Below are 20,561 nucleotides of genomic sequence, written 5' to 3'. Positions count from 1 at the left end.
ATGGGTAAACTCCTGCTAGCTTTTGGCTATCTGATTGAGTTTTTGCAGCGCATCTGCCGGAAGCGTTAACTGCGCGGCGGCCAGATTTTCCTGCAAATGCTGTGGCGATGAGGTGCCGGGGATAAGCAAAATATTGGGCGAGCGTTGCAGCAACCAGGCCAGAGCAACCTGCATCGGCGTAGCCTCCAAAGACGCGGCGACTTCAGTAAGCTGAGTATTTTGCAGCGGTGTAAAACCGCCCAGCGGGAAGAACGGCACCCAGGCAATCTCCTGTTCAGCCAACTTCTCAATCAGCTCGTCCCCCTGACGATTCGCCAGATTATAAAGGTTTTGCACACAGGCTATTGGGGTCATTTTTTGACCATCGCTGATTTGCCTGGCGGTAACGTTGCTAAGGCCAATATGACGAATTAGCCCCCTGTCCTTCAACTTGATTAAAGCTTCAAGCGGTGCTTCCAGCGATCCCTCGGCAGGCTCATGCACGCTAAACATGCTGCGCAAGTTAACCACATCCAACACATCCAGCCCGAGATTGCGCAAGTTATCTTCAACCGCACGCTCTAACTGTTCAGCACTGAAAGCCGGTAACCATCCGCCTTTGCTGTCACGAAATGCGCCTACTTTGGTGACAATAACCAGATCGTCTTTATAAGGATGAAGCGCCTTTTTGATTAACTGATTTGTAACGTGCGGGCCGTAAAAATCACTGGTATCAATATGACGAACGCCAGCCTGGAGTGCATCGCGCAGCACCTGAATGGCGCGAGCCTCATCGGCCGGTGGTCCGAAAACACCGGGTCCGGCCAATTGCATCGCGCCAAAACCGATACGTGGAACAGAACGATCGCCTAAACGGTAACTTTGAGTCAATTGGGACATGGAACATCTCCTGAGTGAGTGACCTGCTGATTGTATAGCCATCCCGACTGTGCAACTATCTGGGTAAATGACGACAAACTGTACGGGATAACGAACAATGGCTCTGGATATTGCATTACTGCATGCTGTAGTCGCGGTGGCAAAAGCGGGTGGTTTTCGCGAGGCGGCGCGCATCACCGGCAGTAACCCTTCTCGCCTCAGCGATGCGGTGCGCCGCGCTGAGCAGCAGCTGGGAGTCAGGTTATTTAATCGTACAACAAGAACCGTGGCGCTTACCGAGGTCGGACGGGCATTAATGGAACGCCTGATGCCTGCAATGAACGAGGTAGACGCGGCGCTCGACGTGGTCAATCGCTTTCGCGATACGCCTTCAGGCACTCTGCGGCTCAATGTTCCCGTCAGCGCCGCGCGGCTGGTATTGCCGTCAATAGTTCCTGCCTTTCTAAAACGTTACCCTGATATTCAGCTGGAAATCGTTGCCGAAAGTAACGTTCAGGATGTCTTCCGCGAAGGCTGCGATGCCGGTATTCGCTATGACGAATGCCTGGAGCAGGACGTGATCGCCCTACCGATTGGCGCTCGAAAACAGCGTTTTGCCGTCGCCGCCTCCCCCGACTATCTCAACACCTACGGCCGCCCACAGCATCCAGGTGAACTGTTACAGCATCGCTGTATTCGCGGGCGCTTTGCCAGTGGGGTGATCCCGGATTGGGAATTCGAGCATCTTGGTGAGGTGGTACGTATCCAACCGAACGGCCCTCTGATTGTCAGTATAGGCGCGGCGGTGGATCTTGCCGTCGCTACCGCCATTGCCGGCGGGGGTATTATTCAGCTGTTTGAGCAATGGCTGCAGCCAGCGCTTGAAAAGGGCGAGTTGGAAGCCGTTTTACCGCACTGGTGGCAACATTTTCCGGGGCCATATCTCTATTACCCCGACCGACGTCTGGTTCCGACTCCGCTTAAGGCGTTTATTGATTTTATTCGCGAAAATAATGATTCCCTCCGCGAGCATAACAACAACCAAGCTTGACGATGACCATGATCCTCAGCGCCATGCTTATCAAACCAAAACTGAGGTCGAAAACATATCAAGCACTTAAAAAATCATAAAGCAATGAAGCACCTGCCAAAAGCAACATGGCATCAATTAAAGAGTTAAAGGTCTTCTCACTCATTTTGATAACAAATTTTTTGCCGATAACCATGCCTGCAATCAAGGTGCTGCCTACCAGCAGACCACTAATAAACACTGGCCACGGCATCGCACCCAGAGTTTCAAAAGTGGTGGCTTTAGCGAGATAAATAGCAAATGAGGCGGCGGCTTCGGTGGACAGCAGCGCCCCTTTAACCAAACCATAACCGGCGAAAATTGGAATGGTCAGTGGCCCGGTTGAAAAAACCACGCCGGTCAGAAAGCCGACTATCGCCCCCGTCAGCGCCAGCTGCCAGCCGTATAGCGTCCAGTTACGAGCCTTGGCCCAGCGCCTAAGCGGGATAAGTAATAGGAAAAACAATCCAATACAAAGATTAGATAATCTGACTGGCATAATCCATAACGTGTTGGCACCTAGCACGGCGGCCGGAACACCGGGTAGCGAATAAAGCAGCAAAGCCTTAACGTTGATATCTTTACGCCAGAGAATCACCCGGGAAATATTACCCATAATCGCGGCAATCGCCATGATCGGCATCGCTGCCTTAGGGCCAAAATTAAATGCCAAAGCCGGTAATAACATTATTGATGCGCCAGTACCCACCACGCCGCTAATGACACCTGCGATAACACCGATTGCTATAATCACAAAATACATCATGCTATTGCCCTATTTCATCAGTCATGATTGTAATGATAACGGTTAGAAAAATGACTGACTCGTGATAAAACATCACAGGACTGTGATTAAAAAGGACAAGCCGTGCATTCACTCCCTCCTTTAGCAGCATTGAAAGCGTTTTTCGTTGCCTGCCACGCCGGTAGCTATACTGCCGCCGCAAGAGAACTCTACATTACTCACGGCGCTGTCAGCAGGCATATCCAGGTGGTGGAAAAATGGTTCGGCGTTAATTTGTTTATTAAACAGGGGCAGCGGCGAGTGCCGACACCCTATGCCCTGACGCTGGCGCGCGAGCTGGGCGGGGCTTTTGATACTTTGTCTGATATTGCGCTGCGCTATGGTAATGGCGGTCGTAATAATGTGTTCAACGTGAGTGTCCCGACTACGCTAAGCCTGAAATGGCTGCTGCCACGGTTAGATGATTTTTATGCCCGTTTTCCAGACGCCAATTTGCAAATCTCAACCGCTAATACTGAACAGCTGCACATTATTGGCCACTATGATCTGTTGATTCGCCGTGAAACCAGCGGCACAGAATATTCGGCGATTCCATTCCTGCAAGACCACCACTGCCTGATGGCCTCACCGGCATTGCTTAAGCGCCATGCCATTGAACGGCCAATAGATATTTTCAGCTGCCCGCGCATTGAAACCCTGACGCGTCCCGGCCAATGGAATCTGTGGCTCAAGGCTGCAGGGCTGGATAAATCAGCGGGTAACGGCATACGGCGCTACGATCATTTTCACGTTTCACTGCACGCGATGCTGGAGGGAATTGGGGTAGGATTGGGACCCATAAACACGCTTTCGCAGGAGATCTCCCGAGGTAATCTTCAACCGCTGTTTGCGAAAATAACTGTGGCTCCGAACCAGTATTATGCGCTGACGCCCGTGGGGGTTCAGAAAACCCTGCTTCACCGCGCCTTCGAAGACTGGCTGGTATCGCAGGGTCAGAGGGATATCAAGCTCGCTGATCTACCGCTTTGAGCACCTGTTCTTTTTTCTGTTTCACTTTCCAGAAAACAAACAGCAACACAAACCACAACGGCGAAGCACATAACGCCGCCAGCGTATCAGGGTCAAACAGCATGATTATGATAGTGAAAGCAAAGAACGCTAACGTCAGCCAGCTCATCACAATGCCAGCGGGCATTTTAAAGGTCGATTTCTCATGCAGATCAGGGCGCTTTTGGCGATAAACCAGATACGCCACCAGGATCATTGCCCAGCTGTAAATTACCAGAATGGCAGCCAGCGTTGAGACAATTGTAAACAGCGTCATGACGTTCGGTACCAAAAACAGCAATAAAGTGCCGCTCAACATGCAAAAACATGAGAAAAACAGACTGTGAATTGGAATAGACGTGGTTCTGGAAAGAATTCGGAATTGCCAATGCGCATGTTTCTCAATAGACAGCCCATAAAGCATGCGAGTACTGGAATAAACACCGCTATTTGCCGACGACATTGCAGAAGTTAGCGCCACGAAATTAATCACTGCCGCCGCCGCTGGTAAACCTGCCTTGGCGAACAACAGCACAAACGGGCTGGAATCAGGTGAAATTGCTGACCATGAAGTCACGGCAATAATTACCGTCATCGACAGCATATAGAAAATAATAATTCTTAAAGGCAGCGCATTTATCGCTTTCGGTAGGATTTTTTGCGGATTTTTGGTTTCTGCAGTCATTGTCCCCAGCAGCTCAATACCGGTATAAGAGAAAATTGCAATCTGAAAACCAGCCAGAAAACCGCTGATGCCGTGCGGCAGAAACACCGCTGGATCGGTAAGATTGTGCATCGAAGCGTGAACGCCGTCCGGGGATGTCCAACCGCTCGCTACCATCCATCCGCCGGTCAGGATCAATGCAATAATTGTCACTACTTTGATAAGCGCGAACCAGAATTCCGCTTCGCCGAACATTTTTACCGAAAGTAAATTGAACAGACACAGAATGCCAAGGGTAAATAAAGCCGGGATCCAGGCAGACATTTCCGGAAACCAGTACTGCATGTAACCGCCGCAAACCACCACGTCGGCAATACAGGTCACCACCCAGCTTAGCCAATAAGACCATCCAAGATAAAAGCTCGCTTTAGGCCCCAGATAATCGGCAACAAAATCGGCAAAAGAGCGGTAATCGAGCTTTGTGAGCAGCAGCTCGCCCATCGCTCTCATCACCATATACATAAAAAAGCCCACCAACATGTAGATGATGAGAATTGAAGTCCCTGATACAGCGATATTTTTTCCTGCCCCCATAAACAATCCGGTGCCAATGGCACCACCCAGAGCGATCATCTGAATATGGCGTTCGCTCAGTCCGCGCTGGAGTTTATCGGGGGCATCGAGCTTACCGGCAGGGGTTACCTGCCGTTCCGTTTTCTTATGGGTCATTGCATTTCCTTTAACCATGAAGTGAATGCCATGGAGCGGCCGATAGAGGGATGCATGCTGGCTTCAGCTATTAACAAAGTCAATACGTAAAAACACCATTTCATTCACTTTATGACTCATTTCAAAGTTCTGATAATTGAGGAAAAAATATTTTTTATGCACTTTAATGAATACAAAATGCATAGTAATTCACCCATAACCCTGTTGTAAATTGCTTAATTATTCACAAAACCAATGAAATGTTGCCCTAAAAAGGTGCACCCTTCCCGCGGCCCCTCCTCACTCTTTTTAAGAAAGCTGATAAACTCAAAACCGATTAGTTAAATGCACTCTTCTTCCACAGCTTCACAAAATAAATCACTTTATTTAAAAAGGCTCCATATGGAAAAGCTATCTTACGCGTCTGAAAGCAGTACATCTCCCTGGACTACCTACCTGCGCCAAATCGATCGCGTGGCACCTTATTTAGGCGAATTGTCCCGCTGGATAGATACCCTGCGTCATCCGAAACGCGCACTCATTGTTGATATTCCGTTGCAAATGGATGACGGCACTATTCGTCATTTCGAAGGCTATCGCGTGCAGCACAACCTTTCGCGCGGGCCTGGTAAAGGCGGCATCCGTTATCATCCAGACGTTGACCTCAACGAGGTAATGGCCCTTTCTGCATGGATGACCATAAAATGTGCGGCGGTTAACTTGCCCTACGGCGGTGCCAAAGGCGGCATTCGCGTCGATCCTTTCAAGCTGTCTGACGGCGAACTGGAAAGACTCACTCGTCGCTATACCAGCGAAATCGGCGTAATTATTGGCCCACAAAAAGATATTCCGGCACCGGACGTCGGCACCAATAGCAAAGTCATGGCCTGGATGATGGATACCTACTCCATGAATCATGGCACTACCATTACCGGCGTCGTGACCGGCAAACCTATCCACCTCGGCGGCTCCTTAGGCCGTGAAAAAGCCACGGGTCGCGGGGTGTTTGTTACCGGCCGCGAGGTGGCGCGCCGCGCAGGAATTGAAACCGAAGGTGCAAGAGTTGCCGTGCAGGGATTTGGAAACGTGGGAAGCGAAGCCGCGCGGCTTTTCGCAGAAACAGGCTCGCGTATCGTGGTGATCCAGGACCATACCGCAACTCTATTTAATGACCAGGGCATTGATATGGCCGCGCTCAGCGACTGGCAGATCAAGCACAAGCAAATCGCCGGCTTCCCGGGCGCTAAAGAAATCGACAGTGAAGCATTTTGGACCACCGAGATGGATATTCTTATCCCGGCGGCGCTCGAGGGCCAAATTACTCGCGAAAGAGCCGAAAAAATCTCCTGTAAACTGGTGCTTGAAGGGGCAAACGGCCCGACTTACCCAGAGGCAGACGATATTCTGACTTCACGCGGCGTGATTATTGTCCCCGACGTGGTTTGTAATGCGGGCGGCGTAACGGTCAGCTATTTTGAATGGGTACAGGACATGGCCAGCTTCTTCTGGAGCGAAGAAGAAATCAACGCGCGCATGGATAAAATCATGACCGATGCCATGGTTCACGTCTGGGAAAAAGCCAAAGATAAAGAGTGCTCGCTTCGCACCGCTGCCTATATTGTCGCCTGTGAACGCATTCTTATGGCGCGTAAAGATCGCGGTATTTATCCGGGTTAATTAAGTTATTTACTATAGAATGTTTAATAACTAGAAATAGCCATAGCCATAGCGTGAATTCAAAAATCGCCTCGAATAAATCAGGCGGTTTTTTTATCATGTCACTTTTTAGTAATGTATTTGGTAAGTTTTTCTGGCATAAGCTTAGTAGTATTACAAATACTGAAAAGACCAGAATACGAATGCGTTTCTGGATAATGGATTAATATAATAACTGGGTGAAATAATGCGTAAATTAACAACTGCTTTATTGTGTATGGCCACTATGTTACCTGCTGCCTGGGCAAACGCGCAGGTCATTACCAAAGAACAACAGCAGAAAGTCGAAAAGAAAGGTTTGGGCGGTGGCAAAGGAACGGTAGATGCTGCATTTGCTTTCACCCGAGACAAAGCCAAACCAGATCAGGCTATCAAAGAGCTGAGCTGGCTGACCATCAAACCGGGCGATTCCATTGGTTATCACCAGCATAAAGATAACGAAGATGCATATGTCATCATTTCGGGTACTGGAACCTTTAAAGACACCGACGGTAAAGATTATCCCGTTAAAGCGGGTGATATTACAATCGTGCGTAAAGGCGAATCCCACGGCCTGACTAACAGTGGCAAAGAGCCATTAGTGGTTGTCGATGTGATTGCCGCACAGCAATAAATATTGCTTTGGCCCCGGCTTTGCGGGGCCATAGAAAGCAATTAAATACCAATAGGCTGATAACCCTGCCATTCAGGCTGAAACGGTTTTCCGCCACTTCGATAGAAATGCTGTCTTGGAATGTAATTTTCAGGGTTAAGAAAGCACTTATCACGATTTTTAGTCCTACTTTGTTGAATGAAATCGCTGTTTAAAAATTTTATTTATTCACCACCCCAATTGAGTCGTGCAAAACAGCGCCTGGTGTCGACATATCAAGAGACGATGGCTTCAACAAATTTACGGTCCTTGTACACGAATTTACAAAAGGAACCTTAAAGTGTGCGCTACTCGTAAATTAAGAGCATCGCCACAAAAAGCCTCGTAAGGACAATCTGCTTTATGATCGATATTACTGACGCCACTCAACGTTCTACAGATAAAACTGACTTTCGTATTCGGTTGAATTTGATCAAAGAACTTCGTCAGTTTCCTAATGCATTAAGTCAGGGCCTTTTGCTAAGCATGCTGCAAAATGATTTCGTGTTTTCAGTAAGACTTGCCGCCTGGCAAGCCCTTGATGAAATGGGTATTGAACAAAAAAAACCGCAAATCATGCGCGATCGTCGTTTTATGGAGGTGTTTGGGAAATTCAAACATCAACTTATCCGCATGGGCGTCTGGTGTGATAGCTGGTCGTTTTTGAATTAACGTTTTCACTGTGATTCGGTATATTAAAGGGCCTCGGTATAAAAATACTCCGAACGTCAGAACAGCCCTTTAAGATTCTATTCTACCCGTAGATCTTCGTATGAAACCATGACGTGTTCTTTGAATGCAGAACGCTGCTTGAGTTGTTCATAGTAATTCTCAATGGCAGGAAAATTGGCTCGCTCAATAGCAATATCGTAATAACGATACAAAAGATGGCCAAACTGAATATCAGCCAGTGTAAAACCATTACCCGCCAGAAATTGATTGTTGCTGAGCTGTGCTTCGGCAATCTGCAAATTTTTATGTAAGACACTAAGCGCATCAGCGATGGCCTGTTGGTCTCTGTCTTTGCTCGCCGTTCTTACTACGCGCCAAAAAACAGGCCCAGTAAAACAGGCCGCCACGTTAATCTTCGCCCACTCAGCCCATTTATCGATATTGGCCCGTTTCTGAAGATCCTGAGGCCAAAACTCCTCAGATCCATAGCGGCTGGCAAGGTAGCGCAAAATGGCTCCAGTCTCCCAAATAGCGTCACCGTCTCCATCACGTAAAACCGGCACTGTGCCGTTTGGATTCATCGCCAGAAACTCAGGCGTATTATTACCACCAAACTTATGGCCAATATCATAACGTTCATAAGGCAGATTTAACTGCTCTACGCACCACATCAGCGCCTGCACGTTAGAAGAGGTTTTACGTCCCCAAATCTTGAGCATGTCATCTCCTGTAAATATTGTCTGATTGCCTAATCGATATCTTATGCTAATTTTTGTCCTGGCAATCTACTGAACCATAAACGTTTAGTGTGTATTTTAGGATCAACAAAAGCACAACTTAAAGGACTTGATGTGCAGCTAACATCTGAAAGACTTATTCTGCGTCCGATTCGGGCTAGCGATCTCGACGATTTATTTCGAATTTACGGCGATCCGGCGACTAATCAGTTTAATCCCGCAGGACCTTATCCAGACAAACATTACGCCGAGTCTGTTTTGACTGCCTGGTTAACACATTGGCATAAAAACGGTTTTGGCTGTTGGGCAATAACCTCTATCGACTCACCCGATAAAATCATCGGCTTTGGTGGATTGAGCATTCGCAATTTCAAGAATCTGACTATCAACAATTTAGGCTATCGATTTGCTACTGAAGCTTGGGGCAAAGGCCTTGCGACCGAGTTTTCACGTCGTGCGATTCAGTTCGGCTTCGAGAATTTGAGACTAAAACACATTTCTGCCACGGTCAGAGAAAATCATTTGGCGTCCCAGAGTGTGCTTATTAAATCGGGTTTGCGACTTTCAGGCAAAGTTAATGATGTGCCTAATGTCCCGGCAAGTCTGATGTTTACAATTAGCGCTGAAGAATACCGCACCGGATTAAACTAAAGTTAATCTTACGGTGCGGTGAGTTATTAGACGGCCACGCTTGAACCTAAGTGCAACACGGTTGCTGGACCTGCTCGGAAAGCGGGATTAAGTTTGCTGGCCGCCGCCATATGCGCGCTGGCCGCATGAGCTTCAAGCGCAGATTTAGAGGCCCAGCGCTCTAACAATACAAACTGATCGGCCTGCTCTGCGACGGGATAAAGCTCGTATTCAATACAGCCTTCTTCTTTTCTGACCAGCGGCGCAAGTTTCTCAAAAGCAGCAATTTGATCCTGACCACGGCCCGGCTGAGTAGTAATTAGCACCACCAGTTTAACTTCACTAGACATAAAATAGCTCCATTTTGACTTTTAATAATTAAGTTCTATCGGTTTCAAGCGTCGCTTTGGCCACGATCCAATCTCTAAACTTTCTTCCTAAACGGGTTAAAAGGGCAGACTCGTCGTAAACCAGAAAATAGCCGGTTCCCGCATTATTAGGGGTTGATATCAAGCTTAACAGCCGCCCTTGTGCCAACTCCTGCTCAATCAAAGATTCTCTAATCAAGGCGATACCTTTTGCTGCCAGCACTGCCTCAATTACGCCATTTGATTTCACAAAAACCGGACCACGGTCAGTATCGGCATCTTCTAAACCCATGGCTGTGAACCAAATTTTCCAGTCGAGACGATGCTCATCGTGCAGCAAAGTATAAGCCAGCAGGTCGCGAGGATCAGTAATAGCGTTAACCGAAGAAATTAGATTTGGACTACAAACGACAGAATAGTGATCGTTCAACAATAATTCTGACTCCAGACGTGGAAATTTTCCCCGGCCGTGCCGCACCGCGAAATCAACCCCTTCCGAGAGTAGGTCAACCACTCGGTTAGTCGTATTGATTTGCACTTCCACCCCCGGATTAAGTTGTTCAAACTCGGGAAGACGCGGAAGAAACCACTGGGTTGCAAAGCCGCTGGTACAGCTAATTGTCAGCTTATTATTGCACTTTTCATCTTTTAATCTTTGTGTCGCTTCCTCTATCTGCAAGAAAGCCGGCCTTATGGCGCTGAGGTAAATTCTCCCTTGCGGAGTTAACTCTAAATAACGCGGTCCACGAACGAACAGCCGCGCCTGGATCAAATCTTCAAGCTTGGCGATTTGCTGACTAATCGCTCCCGGAGTTACAAACAGTTCCTCAGCCGCTTTTTTCATACTCATATTCCTGGCCACAGCTTCGAAACACATCAGGGCGTGTAAAGGAGGAAGTTTCATAACCCGTCGTATCTTGAGTTTAGTTAATCTCAACTGTAGGCGAATTAATGGTTTGTTATCAAGCGCATTTCTGGCCTAAAGTCTCAACGATTTTAATAATCAATATCAATGGCCACACCTCTGAGAGGCGAGAAAAAGATGAAAGCAGCAGATTTTGTAAGATTGATACTTTTGGCAGCAATATGGGGAGCAAGTTTTCTGTTTATGCGCATCGCTGCCCCAGCCTTGGGTGCAATTAATACCGCCTTCTTTAGAGTGCTGTTTGGATTTATTGGTCTTGGATGCATTTTGCTGGTCATGCGTACCAAAATAAACTTTCAGGGAAAAACCACGACCTCATTACTGTTAGGCGTTATTAATTCTGGCTTTCCCTTCCTCATGTACAGTGTAGCGGCTCGATTATTACCGGCGGGTTATTCTGCAATCCTTAACGCAACTACGCCATTGATGGGCGCGCTGATCGGATTTTGTTTATTCAAAGAAAAACTGAGCGTTAAAAAATGGAGTGGCGTATTTCTCGGACTGATTGGCATTATGCTAGTGACCACTACGGATAAATTAAACTCAGCCAATAATGTGGTCTGGGGCGTATTGGCCTGCCTTATTGCTACCAGTTGCTACGGTTTTGCAGGTTTTCTTACCAGAAAGTGGATATCAGATAAAGGCGGACTGGATCCCAAGATTGTCGCCTTCGGCAGCCAAATGGGTGCAACCCTATTCTTATTGCCATTTTTTGGCTTTTCAATGGTCGTGAGCCCAGTCACTAATTGGTCAATTTTAGAAGTTTGGGCAAGCCTTTTAGCACTTGGATTTATTTGCACCGCCTTGGCCTATATTCTTTATTTCAAACTCATTACGGATATTGGCCCAATGCGCTCGCTTTCAGTCACCTTCCTGATTCCCCCTTTTGGTATTTTGTGGAGTTATCTAGTGCTCGGTGAACAGCTTAATCCAGCTTTTTATTACGGAGGTGCCGTGGTTGCCGTCGCTATCTGGCTAATTGTCAGCCCGGCTAAAAAAAGCGCGGTCCAATCTACTGGCGATCTCAGATAATAGCCAAAGGATTTACAATAACACCCCGACTATTTAACCGCAGGCGGGGTTAATTCATAACCACAAGAAAGCTATTTATTCCACAGGTTGCCAAACAAACTGGCCAGCTTGTTTATTAATATAACCCACAGAACTACCGGCAAAATGCGAGCTGAAATACAAGGTATGATTTTCGGCTGACTGTTCTAAAATTCGCTTACGAGTTGCAATAGCCAGAGGCTTATCTACACAAAATACCGAGACCAATTCTGGGTGAGGAAGTTGTTCGAGATTATGCATGACATCTCCGGCAAATAAGGCATTTTCCCCTTCATCGTTAAAACGAATCGACATATGGCCTGCACAATGCCCCGGCGTGGAAATATATTCGAATTTGCCGTCAATCACTCCACCGGCTGCGGGAATAAAATCTGCCAGACCTGCTTCAATTACCGGCAACACGCTGTCAACAAAGGCTGCATAACCCGGCACGGCTTTCCCCTCATCACTGAGGTTATATTGGTAACCCTCCTGCGGAAAGACATAGCGCGCATTAGGAAACGTAGGTTGCCATTTTCCGTCTTTATAATAGGTGTTCCAGCCCACGTGGTCGGTATGAATATGGGTCATCAAAACATAGTCAACATCTTCCGGTTTTACCCCTTGTTCTGCCAACCGCAGTAAAAAGGGTGAGTCCAAGTCGTTAAACAGCGGCGATGTGCGCTTTTTACCTTTGCCGATCCCTGTGTCGATTAAATAGATCTTCCCCCCATGCCTTACCAGCCAACCATGCACGCTGAGGATCAAATCTGAAGACTCTTTTTTCCAATCAGGGAATAGAAAATTGGAATTAAAAGCTAAATCGGTTTCATAAATTTTGCTGATCACTGCTTTTCCAAGCTTGTGACTAAGAGAATCTTTAGACATGACTATTCCTTTTGATGATTTACGATTGCAAAATAATGAAACCGATCAGAGGGATGAGTCAAGACATGTTCATAAAGTCGTTAGCACATCCCATTAATTGCTAATTCTGCACGGTGAAATATGCAGATAAGGATTAGAGAACTCAGAACATCAGGCCATTTGCTTAGCAATACCCGATATAAGAAAATCCATTACTGCGCGGATTTGCGGAGTATTCCTCAAGTCTTCATGAACCAAAATCCAAATTTCTCTGGAGAAAGGAATGGCCTCGGATATATCAGTTACTCGTTGCAATTCATTTTCGGCATCACCAATAAAGCAAGGCAGCCCCGCGATCCCAATTCCTGTTTTAGCCGCCTCGTACTGACTGATAATATCGCTAACCTCTGCCACAATCCTCCTTTCCCTTGCCGCTTCGAGCAGCCATTTTTGATGCGGCATATCGGCAAACTGTTCACTGTAGGCAATAAACTCCCAGCGGTCTGGAATCTTGGCATATTCGTAATCTTTGCTGGCATAGAGGGCAAAGGCCATGTCGCCTATTTTGCGAGCCACACTTCGAGGCTCAATGGGGCGAAACAGCCGCACGGCAATGTCCGCCTCTCGACGACTTAAAGAAACACTCTGTGCCTGACTGGCTATCGATAACTGAATATCTGGATATAACTGGCGGAAAGCAAACAACTTATTAGCCAAAAATTTGTACGCCAATACTGGCGGCATGCTGATGACTACTTTTCCAGCCAAAGGTAACTGAGCTGCACGAGCCGTTCTTTCAACCGCAAAAGCGTTCAGCTCGACTTGGCCCGCCAGCTCGGCAATCTGTTGCCCGAGGAGTGTCAATTGGCATGAGCGCGGCAATCTGTCAACCAGTCGCACCTGCAAACTTTCTTCAAGCAGATTTAATCGACGACTCACCGTGGCATGATCGACCTTTAAAGCACGAGCCGCGCCGGACAAACTTCCTTGCTGCGCCACCGCAAGAAAATAGCGTAAATCTTCCCAGTCAAACATCTGTGCATTTTTCCCAGTATAGTGTGTGCATATACCAAATATCTGCACATCTGAATACGACTTATGATAGCTCAATCTTCATTAAAAGGAGCTTTCAATGGAAAGTCATTCAACCCGACAGCTTAAGTTTATCCAGCTTGCTGCCTGCTTAGGATTTGTCGTAGTCCTACTCGATGTCAGCGTAGTCAATGTCGCCCTGCAGGCATTAAGCCGCCAATTTATTGCACGTATTACTGACCTGCAATGGGTAGTCAACGCTTATTCATTAGTCTTTGCTGCACTATTACTCACAGCGGGTGCTCTAGGGGATCGTCTGGGTGCAAAGCGGGTATTTATGCTGGGATTCGCAATATTCACCTTGGGTTCAGTTTGCTGCGGATTAGCGCCGAGCCTGCCAATATTAATTGTGGCGCGCATTTTACAAGGGTTCGGAGCCGCGCTGTTAGTTCCCGCCTCTTTATCTCTTATTCGTCAGGTATTTGTCGATGCCGAAGCCCGCAGTCGTGCCGTCGGTTGGTGGGCAGCTGGCGGCGGTATTGCACTGGCAGCGGGTCCGGTTATTGGCGGTTTCCTGATTTCAGCCATTGGCTGGCGCAGCATATTTCTCGTTAATTTGCCAATTGGGTTGATTGGCTTGTGGATTGCTGGCCGCTTTGCACCAACCTCACCCGTTCAATCCGGGAAAAGCCTGGATATTGCGGGACAAATAACCGGGGCAGTCACCCTGGCCAGCCTGACCATTGCCTTAACTGAAGCCAGCAGTTTCGGATGGGATGACCCTATTATTTATGCATCAAGTGGCTGCTTTATCCTGCTTGGTATCTTATTTGTTTGGCTTGAGGGAAGAAACCCGAAGGCAATGCTGCCGTTGAGCCTATTTTCTAATAAGACTTTGAGTAGCTCAACGCTAATCGGCTTACTCGCCAATTTAACTTTTTACGGCATGGTATTCACTTTCAGTCTCTATTTTCAATTTATCAGAGAATACCCGCCGCTGAAAACCGGGCTGGCTTTTTTGCCGATGATGGGAATTATGGTGTTTGCCAATATTGCAGCAGGCCGTTATGCAACACGCGTTGGCGCCAGAAATATGGCGGCAACGGGTTTGGCCCTCTCTGCTTTAGGATATTTACTTATTCTACCGGGCCTCTCCTCCGGCTCATACGAGCTGATGTCGATTCCGATGTTAATTGCCGGTGGCGGTATCGCGCTAACGATACCCACTATCACTAATGCAACTTTGGCAGCAGTAGCAGGAACTCAGGCTGGTATTGCCTCTGGACTGCTTAACGCGTCAAGACAAGTAGGCGGCGTTATTGGCGTGGCACTGTTCGGATTTTTGGTACGCTTTAGGGAAAGTGGTCTCTTTCTACAAGGAATGAACCACGCATTGGAGCTTTCATCGCTATTACTGTTACTCGCATGTGTGTTGGCTTTCAGGCATCTGGCACCCCGAGAAATTTCTGTTCGCGAGAAACTGATTCCAGATGCGCTGAGCAAAAAGCGTTAATGACAGCTGGGCTTACTTTTAGTTTAACGTCATTGTCTGGGCCTTTCTCAATGCCTAAACAAGCTCGTTCCTGCGCCACTCTTAAAGAAGCCTTTGCTGTGGATCGGTGGCCATTGCCCCACACTAATGATCATTTAAACCTAACCATTGCGGATAAGCGGCCAGAATCCAAATTGCTCTCAATAGAGAGCACAATTAAACACTGCAACGCCGGTTCAGATATTTGGCAATGGGCCAGTAGCGAAACAAAAGTTGCAGAAACTGATCTAAATTACTTATTTTGCGCCTGTTCAGCAGATTCCTTAATCGCCAAAGCGCTGGCACTCGCAGAATCAAATAACGAGAGACTTTCAATCTGTTCTACCATAATGACCTTGCGAAAATCCATCGCTGAGCGCGGAGAAGAATCCAGCGTAATTCCATGCTCGTCATACCAGGCACTGTAATTATGCTCAATGCATAAATTCAACATTTTTCCTTCCCGGTAACCACTCAGCATTGGAATAAGTACTACATTGGCGGTAGCGCTATTTTCAAATGAAGCGGTGTGTATCATACCAATATAAATTCTTCGCGACTTGAGTGTAATCCACGCTAAATGTCCTTCTTCCATACACTGAAATAGTAGCCCTTCAACCCCATTAGAGTGAGTCAGCCGTTTATACAGCTCTTTGCGCCCAGAACTATTTAATCGTGCACTTCCTGCCCAGTTTGAGCGATATAGGCAAAATAGTACTGCCAAAGTCAGCATGATCACCACCGGAGCCTGGATCCCCAGAAAACTCCAGTTCATAAAGTCCATTTGCATGTGGTGGTAATGGTCAGCCAGTGAATACGAGGTAGCATTCAGAATGGTTGAGGCAACCAAAAGTGCCAGCCAAATCAAAGCAGTAGCTAGTAGACCTTGCAGCACAAAAATACAGCCATACAGCGCCACTAAAAAATAAACGTCCCAGCCAAAAGTACGTTTGAATTTAAATCGGGTAGATAAATCGCGACTGGTGTACCAGTAGCCGCAGACCATCAATACCATAAATACCGCCGTGCCCATTAAACCCTCCTTAGCTCTTGAACATGCCGGGCAAAATCCTCGTGAACCTCTTTACTGTGGATATTTACCGACGCAACACCGTCCTCATTAATGATAATACGCTCGCCTTCTTCAATCGCTTCCTCAACATCACGCGTGCTTAAAACCTGTAATAGTGATTCCGGGCTGGAAAATATAGAAAATATAAATTTACGCATCGCGTCCTCCATAAAAGAGTTTAAGCATGGCAGGCGATATCCTATCTATCCATAGGATATTTGGTAGTTTGGACGTTATCAGGCCTAATAAGTAAAAGAGGCATATCTTTCGACATGCCTCAGTTTGAAAGGAGTTATAGGAACGGAATTACTCGAGCGGACCGCCAAGAATGGTGTCGCACATACCTGCCAGAATTTTTTCACCGGTTTCGTGTTTCAAATCCTCATACCATTCCTGGGTCACAGCCATCTCTTTACCATGGGTTACGTCGCAGCGTTTACGCGCTTTGAGGACTAAATCTTTCACTCGTGGCGCACGTTTTTCCTGATAACGCAGCAAAGCATCTTCGATGCCCAAGGAATTAGTTTGCAGAATGGTTGCCAGCACAACCGCATCTTCCATTGCTGCACATCCCCCCTGGCCAATGTCCGGCGTGGTGCTGTGAGCAGAATCGCCAAGCAGCGCAATGCGCCCTTTCACCAATTTCTCAAACGGTTCAATATCGTGAATTTCAACACGGTTGGTGGTTTCAGGATTAATTTGCGCAATAAGCTTTTGTACCGGCTCTGCCCAGCCTGCGAAGTAGTGCCGAAGGTCTTCGCGCAAGGTACTGCGGTCCTGTTCGAGTCCTTTTGGCAAGGGCACATCGAAGAAGAAATAGAAACGATTGCCGCTAACCGGCATCAGTGAAACGCGTTTGCCTTCACCTACAAAAGTCGTCCACTGGTCGGCCGGGGCAATGCTTTCGTCGATTTCGACCAGCCCATTCCAGTTAACGTAACCTGCGTAACGGCGCTCGGTAGCATAGCCCAGCACCTGCTTGCGGACCACGGAATGCGTGCCATCGGCGGCGATCAGCAAGTCGCCGGTAGCCGAAGTTCCGTCATCAAACCAAGCGGTTACGCTGTCGGCAGACTCTTCGACATGAGTTACTCGCTTACCAAATTGCACGTCGTTGCGACCATAAGTGTCGAGCAATAATGCCTGTAATTCCGCACGCGCTACCGGATAAGGCTGTTCGCCAACGCTCTGGATTAGCGGGTCCATGCTAAAGCGCGTCATGGTCTGGCCTTGCTGATATTCGTTGTACGCCATATAACGCATCTGACCACCCAGTTCACGAATAGCGTCCTTCATGCCCAGATAATTCAGACATTTAACGCCATTCGGCCAGATAGAAATGGCTGCACCCACCGGTTTAATTTCTTTTACTGCTTCAAAAACCGCAGTCTCGATGCCAAACCGCTTCAGCGCAATCGCTGCACACGTACCACCAATACCACCACCAATCACGATCGCTTTCATTTTGCTCTCCTTGAAGTCTTACAAGGTAAAAAGCAATTTCTATACCAGAATTGTAAAACTCAGGCTTTTGCCCGCCGAGCCTTGTATACAATCGCTGTATACAATTTTAATTGAAACTTTTGTTACAGAACTGAAAGTGACGCACTATAAAAAGGCACAATCATAGAGCAATGAACCACTCCGGTGCGCAGTAGCACCAATCTCAAACAGTGGTTATATTTCATGCCCTAAAATAAACATTGTTCGCGATTTATTTAACGTTATTGCTGATTTGAAACATCACAACATTAAGAAATACACTATTTTTGCGTGAATTATGAGCCTCTATTACTCTTATTTTTTTAAGGAGATAATGCATGTTAACACGTCGTGATATGTTAAAAATGTCTGCCGCTGGAGCGGCAACGGTAGGATTAACCAGTGCTATGATCGGCAAAGCATCGGCAGATGAAGATCGCAACATTGTCCCGCCGACCACTTATCAGCCCGCTAAAGGCGCAAAGAGCATTTATAAATATAAGTTCACCGATAGCGAAAAACGCACCTTGCCGGGAGGCTGGGCGCGCGAGGCAACTGTCAAACAATTCCCTATTTCTGAAGGTATTGCAGCGGTAGACATGACGCTGGCTGCCGGTTCTGTGCGCGAACTTCACTGGCATGCCATCGCCGCCGAATGGGCTTTTATGCTATCGGGTAAAGCCCGCATTACTATTATCGATCCCGAAGGCACTTCTGAAGTCGCTGAATTTGGCCCAGGAGATGTCTGGTATTTTCCAAAAGGCTATGGCCATTCTATTCAAGCAATGGAAGGCGGAGCGCACTTTATTCTGGCCTTCGATAATGGACATTTCTCCGAGTTTGGCACCTTCAGCATCACCGACTGGATCGCCCACACACCTAAGGAAGTCTTAAGTAAAAGCACTAATTTACCCGCGTCGATATTCTCGAAAGCCAAACAGGGTGAAGCCTACATTGTTACCGGTCGAGTCCCTCCGGCTTTACCTTTAGCGCGCAACAACGGTGGACTCGATAACTCCCCATTAAAACATCATTATCCGATGATGAGCCTTCCACCGTTCTTTTCGAGCGAAAACGGCAGCGTGCATATTGTTTCTTCAAAAGAGTTTCCGGTTTCTAAAACCATTACCGGCGTGATTGAAATCATGAAGCCTGGCGCAGTGCGTGAAATGCACTGGCACCCTAACGCCAATGAATGGCAATACTACATTTCGGGTAAAGGCCGAATGACCGTATTTAGCTCCCACGGTCATGCCGAAACAGAAGAGTTTGATGCCACCGATGTCGGCTATGTTCCGCAAGGATTCGGACACTATATCGAAAATATAGGCGACGAAGACTTGAAGGTGCTGGTCGTGCTGGATAGCGGGATTTATCAGGATATTTCTCTTTCCGACTGGCTGGCGAAAACACCGGCCAACGTGCTGGCCGATAACTTCCTCAACAATGAGTCAGACTGGGCCGCACGTCCGGCAGAGAAGCTGGTCATTTCAAAAGGCGCAGAAAAGGCCTGATTAATTACCTCAACCAACAATAGCCCGTCTTGATGCGGGCTATTGTTTGCAGACAAGTCTACTTTATGACTGGGTTTTTCAGCAATCCATCCGCCAGATTTAGAAAGACATCAATCGTGCGAGCCAAAACGCCAAGCGGATTTTCCGCAGCGGCAATCCACAGGGCAGCGTTTAGCGCAGCACCGTTTAACAGGCGAGCAGCAGCTTCGGCATCGACGTTTTTAAGCGTACCATTATCGATCAGAGTTTGAATCGTTATCGCAGCCCGACGCAAACAGGCGTTCTGGTTCGGCCAAGTAGACGGGTCGCCCAATACTGCTGCGCCATCAAGCAGCATAACTCTTTGGATTTCAGGCTCTAAAGCCATTTTGATGTAGGCAATATTCTCTGCAACAAAGCCTGACCAAAGATCTTCTGCCTGCTCTTGAACCACGCGAAGCCGCTCCAGCATTTCGGCATCCATCTGATTGATCACCGCCTGCAGCAATCCTTTTTTATCACCGAAATTATGGTAGAGCGCGCCTCGTGTCAGTCCGGCCTCGGCGGTGAGTTCATCCATCGATGCGGCGGCATAGCCTTTTTCTGCAAACGCTTTTCGTGCTGCCTTGATAAGTCTGGCGCGAGTCTCCTCAGCCTTTTGATCGCGTCGTGTCGCCACCATTTTCCTCTCCATCAAAAAAATACGCTTCGTATATTATTTGACATACGAGGCGTATGTGAGATATCAATACATACGCGGCGTATGTTAACGCTTACCTCAGCTATTCCGCAAAGTTTATCTGAGTCCTTAATCATGCACTAACGGGAGCAAGAATGAGCCAACGCGATGCGATTTTCCCTGCTGGCAGGCAGGCACTCTACGAAATTAATCAGTATTCAGCAGCTATTCGAAGCAGAGATCTGTTGTTCGTTTCTGGCCAGGTGGGCAGCCGTGAAGATGGATCGCCAGAACCGGACTTTGGCAGGCAGGTGCAGCTTGCTTTCGATAATTTAAACGCTGTTTTAGAGGCTGCAGGGTGTACGTTTGACGATATTGTTGACGTGACCACTTTCCATACCGATCCTGAAAAACAGTGGGAAACGCTTAACGCGGTGAGATTAAAGGCGATCGGCAAGCCACCCTACCCTAATTGGACGGCGGTGGGGGTAAACTGGTTGGCAGGTTTTGATTTTGAAATTAAAGCGATTGCCCGCATCCCAGGCTAACAAGCGGCGCTGTTCAGGACCCGGCCAGAACGACCGG

22 protein-coding genes are annotated in these 20,561 nt (G+C 47.6%); 10 read left to right on the top strand and 12 right to left on the bottom strand.

Features of this window, described 5'->3' with window-relative positions:
* Nucleotides 1–15 precede the first annotated feature (15 nt).
* A complete protein-coding gene (locus tag AB3G37_RS09455) occupies nucleotides 16–879 on the bottom strand; it encodes an oxidoreductase (protein ID WP_369790468.1) in 864 nt (287 codons plus the stop codon).
* 97 nt (nucleotides 880–976) lie between these two features.
* Here AB3G37_RS09455 and AB3G37_RS09450 point away from each other — a divergent pair, with 97 nt between their 5' ends.
* On the top strand, nucleotides 977–1,909 hold the full coding sequence (locus AB3G37_RS09450; protein ID WP_009635058.1) for a LysR family transcriptional regulator: 933 nt from the start codon (nucleotides 977–979) through the stop codon (nucleotides 1,907–1,909).
* A 58-nt stretch (nucleotides 1,910–1,967) separates the two neighbouring features.
* Here the strand turns inward: AB3G37_RS09450 and AB3G37_RS09445 are convergent, their stop codons facing one another.
* Nucleotides 1,968–2,690 carry a sulfite exporter TauE/SafE family protein gene (locus tag AB3G37_RS09445; RefSeq protein WP_369790925.1) on the bottom strand — a complete coding sequence of 241 codons (723 nt, stop codon included), beginning with the start codon at nucleotides 2,688–2,690 and terminating at the stop codon, nucleotides 1,968–1,970.
* Between the two features lie 105 nt (nucleotides 2,691–2,795).
* Here AB3G37_RS09445 and AB3G37_RS09440 point away from each other — a divergent pair, with 105 nt between their 5' ends.
* Entirely contained in the window at nucleotides 2,796–3,701 is a 906-nt protein-coding gene (locus tag AB3G37_RS09440; protein WP_369790467.1) for a LysR substrate-binding domain-containing protein, read from the top strand.
* Here the strand turns inward: AB3G37_RS09440 and AB3G37_RS09435 are convergent.
* On the bottom strand, nucleotides 3,676–5,112 hold the full coding sequence (locus tag AB3G37_RS09435; RefSeq protein WP_369790466.1) for an amino acid permease: 1,437 nt from the start codon (nucleotides 5,110–5,112) through the stop codon (nucleotides 3,676–3,678). The genes AB3G37_RS09440 and AB3G37_RS09435 overlap by 26 nt on opposite strands.
* 381 nt (nucleotides 5,113–5,493) lie before the next feature.
* Here AB3G37_RS09435 and AB3G37_RS09430 point away from each other — a divergent pair, with 381 nt between their 5' ends.
* From AB3G37_RS09430 to AB3G37_RS09420, 3 genes are all read left to right on the top strand, one after another.
* A complete protein-coding gene (locus tag AB3G37_RS09430) occupies nucleotides 5,494–6,768 on the top strand; it encodes a Glu/Leu/Phe/Val dehydrogenase (protein ID WP_369790465.1) in 1,275 nt (424 codons plus the stop codon).
* Nucleotides 6,769–6,994: 226 nt separating this feature from the next.
* Nucleotides 6,995–7,420 (top strand): cupin domain-containing protein, encoded by a 426-nt coding sequence (locus AB3G37_RS09425; protein WP_009635063.1) that lies wholly within the window; start codon nucleotides 6,995–6,997, stop codon nucleotides 7,418–7,420.
* A 381-nt stretch (nucleotides 7,421–7,801) separates the two neighbouring features.
* Nucleotides 7,802–8,110 carry a hypothetical protein gene (locus AB3G37_RS09420; protein ID WP_009635065.1) on the top strand — a complete coding sequence of 103 codons (309 nt, stop codon included), beginning with the start codon at nucleotides 7,802–7,804 and terminating at the stop codon, nucleotides 8,108–8,110.
* 77 nt (nucleotides 8,111–8,187) lie between these two features.
* On the opposite strand, the gene AB3G37_RS09415 is transcribed toward AB3G37_RS09420, so the two are convergent.
* Nucleotides 8,188–8,829: a glutathione S-transferase family protein gene (locus tag AB3G37_RS09415; RefSeq protein ID WP_369790464.1), complete on the bottom strand. Its 642-nt coding sequence runs from the start codon at nucleotides 8,827–8,829 to the stop codon at nucleotides 8,188–8,190.
* 132 nt (nucleotides 8,830–8,961) lie between these two features.
* On the opposite strand from AB3G37_RS09415, the gene AB3G37_RS09410 reads away from it, so the two are divergent.
* Nucleotides 8,962–9,498, top strand: coding sequence for a GNAT family N-acetyltransferase (locus AB3G37_RS09410; RefSeq protein ID WP_369790463.1), 537 nt, complete (start codon nucleotides 8,962–8,964; stop codon nucleotides 9,496–9,498).
* A 26-nt stretch (nucleotides 9,499–9,524) separates the two neighbouring features.
* Here the strand turns inward: AB3G37_RS09410 and AB3G37_RS09405 are convergent, their stop codons facing one another.
* Both AB3G37_RS09405 and gcvA read right to left on the bottom strand, forming a co-directional pair.
* Nucleotides 9,525–9,827, bottom strand: a complete 303-nt coding sequence (locus AB3G37_RS09405) for a putative quinol monooxygenase (RefSeq protein WP_369790462.1) — start codon at nucleotides 9,825–9,827, stop codon at nucleotides 9,525–9,527.
* Nucleotides 9,828–9,855: 28 nt separating this feature from the next.
* Entirely contained in the window at nucleotides 9,856–10,749 is an 894-nt protein-coding gene (gene gcvA / locus AB3G37_RS09400; RefSeq protein ID WP_369790461.1) for a transcriptional regulator GcvA, read from the bottom strand.
* A 138-nt stretch (nucleotides 10,750–10,887) separates the two neighbouring features.
* Here gcvA and AB3G37_RS09395 point away from each other — a divergent pair, with 138 nt between their 5' ends.
* Nucleotides 10,888–11,802 (top strand): DMT family transporter, encoded by a 915-nt coding sequence (locus tag AB3G37_RS09395; protein ID WP_369790460.1) that lies wholly within the window; start codon nucleotides 10,888–10,890, stop codon nucleotides 11,800–11,802.
* Between the two features lie 75 nt (nucleotides 11,803–11,877).
* Here AB3G37_RS09395 and AB3G37_RS09390 read toward each other — a convergent pair whose 3' ends face one another.
* Nucleotides 11,878–12,708 (bottom strand): MBL fold metallo-hydrolase, encoded by an 831-nt coding sequence (locus AB3G37_RS09390; RefSeq protein WP_369790459.1) that lies wholly within the window; start codon nucleotides 12,706–12,708, stop codon nucleotides 11,878–11,880.
* 150 nt (nucleotides 12,709–12,858) lie between these two features.
* Complete coding sequence (locus AB3G37_RS09385; RefSeq protein WP_369790458.1) at nucleotides 12,859–13,797, bottom strand: LysR family transcriptional regulator; 939 nt, start codon at nucleotides 13,795–13,797, stop codon at nucleotides 12,859–12,861.
* Between the two features lie 22 nt (nucleotides 13,798–13,819).
* Between AB3G37_RS09385 and AB3G37_RS09380 the strand changes: the two genes are divergently transcribed.
* Entirely contained in the window at nucleotides 13,820–15,232 is a 1,413-nt protein-coding gene (locus tag AB3G37_RS09380; protein ID WP_369790457.1) for an MFS transporter, read from the top strand.
* Nucleotides 15,233–15,503: 271 nt separating this feature from the next.
* On the opposite strand, the gene AB3G37_RS09375 is transcribed toward AB3G37_RS09380, so the two are convergent.
* From AB3G37_RS09375 to hpxO, 3 genes are all read right to left on the bottom strand, one after another.
* Nucleotides 15,504–16,283, bottom strand: a complete 780-nt coding sequence (locus AB3G37_RS09375; protein ID WP_369790456.1) for a hypothetical protein — start codon at nucleotides 16,281–16,283, stop codon at nucleotides 15,504–15,506.
* Nucleotides 16,283–16,480 carry a hypothetical protein gene (locus AB3G37_RS09370; protein ID WP_009635075.1) on the bottom strand — a complete coding sequence of 66 codons (198 nt, stop codon included), beginning with the start codon at nucleotides 16,478–16,480 and terminating at the stop codon, nucleotides 16,283–16,285. The genes AB3G37_RS09375 and AB3G37_RS09370 overlap by 1 nt, the downstream gene beginning before the upstream one ends.
* A gap of 148 nt (nucleotides 16,481–16,628) precedes the next feature.
* Nucleotides 16,629–17,786, bottom strand: coding sequence for an FAD-dependent urate hydroxylase HpxO (gene hpxO, locus AB3G37_RS09365; RefSeq protein WP_369790455.1), 1,158 nt, complete (start codon nucleotides 17,784–17,786; stop codon nucleotides 16,629–16,631).
* 356 nt (nucleotides 17,787–18,142) lie between these two features.
* Between hpxO and AB3G37_RS09360 the strand changes: the two genes are divergently transcribed.
* The gene (locus tag AB3G37_RS09360; protein WP_369790454.1) at nucleotides 18,143–19,318 is read left to right on the top strand and encodes a cupin domain-containing protein; all 1,176 of its coding nucleotides are present in this window, start codon (nucleotides 18,143–18,145) and stop codon (nucleotides 19,316–19,318) included.
* Nucleotides 19,319–19,376: 58 nt separating this feature from the next.
* Here the strand turns inward: AB3G37_RS09360 and AB3G37_RS09355 are convergent, their stop codons facing one another.
* Nucleotides 19,377–19,979, bottom strand: coding sequence for a TetR/AcrR family transcriptional regulator (locus AB3G37_RS09355; protein ID WP_369790453.1), 603 nt, complete (start codon nucleotides 19,977–19,979; stop codon nucleotides 19,377–19,379).
* Nucleotides 19,980–20,131: 152 nt separating this feature from the next.
* On the opposite strand from AB3G37_RS09355, the gene AB3G37_RS09350 reads away from it, so the two are divergent.
* Nucleotides 20,132–20,524 (top strand): RidA family protein, encoded by a 393-nt coding sequence (locus AB3G37_RS09350; RefSeq protein WP_009635079.1) that lies wholly within the window; start codon nucleotides 20,132–20,134, stop codon nucleotides 20,522–20,524.
* Nucleotides 20,525–20,561 lie beyond the last annotated feature (37 nt).

Source organism: Rouxiella sp. WC2420, from assembly GCF_041200025.1.
Classification (GTDB): Bacteria; Pseudomonadota; Gammaproteobacteria; order Enterobacterales; family Enterobacteriaceae; genus Rouxiella.
Note: the sequence above shows the minus strand (reverse complement) of the source record. Positions and strands in the feature narration are given on the sequence as shown.

Bases quoted from the DNA above. Each gene is read 5' to 3' on its own strand.
- AB3G37_RS09390 (WP_369790459.1), bottom strand. From the start codon at position 12,708: ATGTCTAAAGATTCTCTTAGTCACAAGCTTGGAAAAGCAGTGATCAGC.
- AB3G37_RS09445 (WP_369790925.1), bottom strand. From the start codon at position 2,690: ATGTATTTTGTGATTATAGCAATCGGTGTTATCGCAGGTGTCATTAGC.
- AB3G37_RS09370 (WP_009635075.1), bottom strand. From the start codon at position 16,480: ATGCGTAAATTTATATTTTCTATATTTTCCAGCCCGGAATCACTATTA.
- AB3G37_RS09455 (WP_369790468.1), bottom strand. From the start codon at position 879: ATGTCCCAATTGACTCAAAGTTACCGTTTAGGCGATCGTTCTGTTCCA.
- gcvA (WP_369790461.1), bottom strand. From the start codon at position 10,749: ATGAAACTTCCTCCTTTACACGCCCTGATGTGTTTCGAAGCTGTGGCC.
- AB3G37_RS09405 (WP_369790462.1), bottom strand. From the start codon at position 9,827: ATGTCTAGTGAAGTTAAACTGGTGGTGCTAATTACTACTCAGCCGGGC.
- AB3G37_RS09360 (WP_369790454.1), top strand. From the start codon at position 18,143: ATGTTAACACGTCGTGATATGTTAAAAATGTCTGCCGCTGGAGCGGCA.
- AB3G37_RS09420 (WP_009635065.1), top strand. From the start codon at position 7,802: ATGATCGATATTACTGACGCCACTCAACGTTCTACAGATAAAACTGAC.
- AB3G37_RS09380 (WP_369790457.1), top strand. From the start codon at position 13,820: ATGGAAAGTCATTCAACCCGACAGCTTAAGTTTATCCAGCTTGCTGCC.
- AB3G37_RS09395 (WP_369790460.1), top strand. From the start codon at position 10,888: ATGAAAGCAGCAGATTTTGTAAGATTGATACTTTTGGCAGCAATATGG.
- hpxO (WP_369790455.1), bottom strand. From the start codon at position 17,786: ATGAAAGCGATCGTGATTGGTGGTGGTATTGGTGGTACGTGTGCAGCG.
- AB3G37_RS09355 (WP_369790453.1), bottom strand. From the start codon at position 19,979: ATGGTGGCGACACGACGCGATCAAAAGGCTGAGGAGACTCGCGCCAGA.
- AB3G37_RS09425 (WP_009635063.1), top strand. From the start codon at position 6,995: ATGCGTAAATTAACAACTGCTTTATTGTGTATGGCCACTATGTTACCT.
- AB3G37_RS09435 (WP_369790466.1), bottom strand. From the start codon at position 5,112: ATGACCCATAAGAAAACGGAACGGCAGGTAACCCCTGCCGGTAAGCTC.
- AB3G37_RS09350 (WP_009635079.1), top strand. From the start codon at position 20,132: ATGAGCCAACGCGATGCGATTTTCCCTGCTGGCAGGCAGGCACTCTAC.
- AB3G37_RS09430 (WP_369790465.1), top strand. From the start codon at position 5,494: ATGGAAAAGCTATCTTACGCGTCTGAAAGCAGTACATCTCCCTGGACT.
- AB3G37_RS09375 (WP_369790456.1), bottom strand. From the start codon at position 16,283: ATGGGCACGGCGGTATTTATGGTATTGATGGTCTGCGGCTACTGGTAC.
- AB3G37_RS09450 (WP_009635058.1), top strand. From the start codon at position 977: ATGGCTCTGGATATTGCATTACTGCATGCTGTAGTCGCGGTGGCAAAA.
- AB3G37_RS09415 (WP_369790464.1), bottom strand. From the start codon at position 8,829: ATGCTCAAGATTTGGGGACGTAAAACCTCTTCTAACGTGCAGGCGCTG.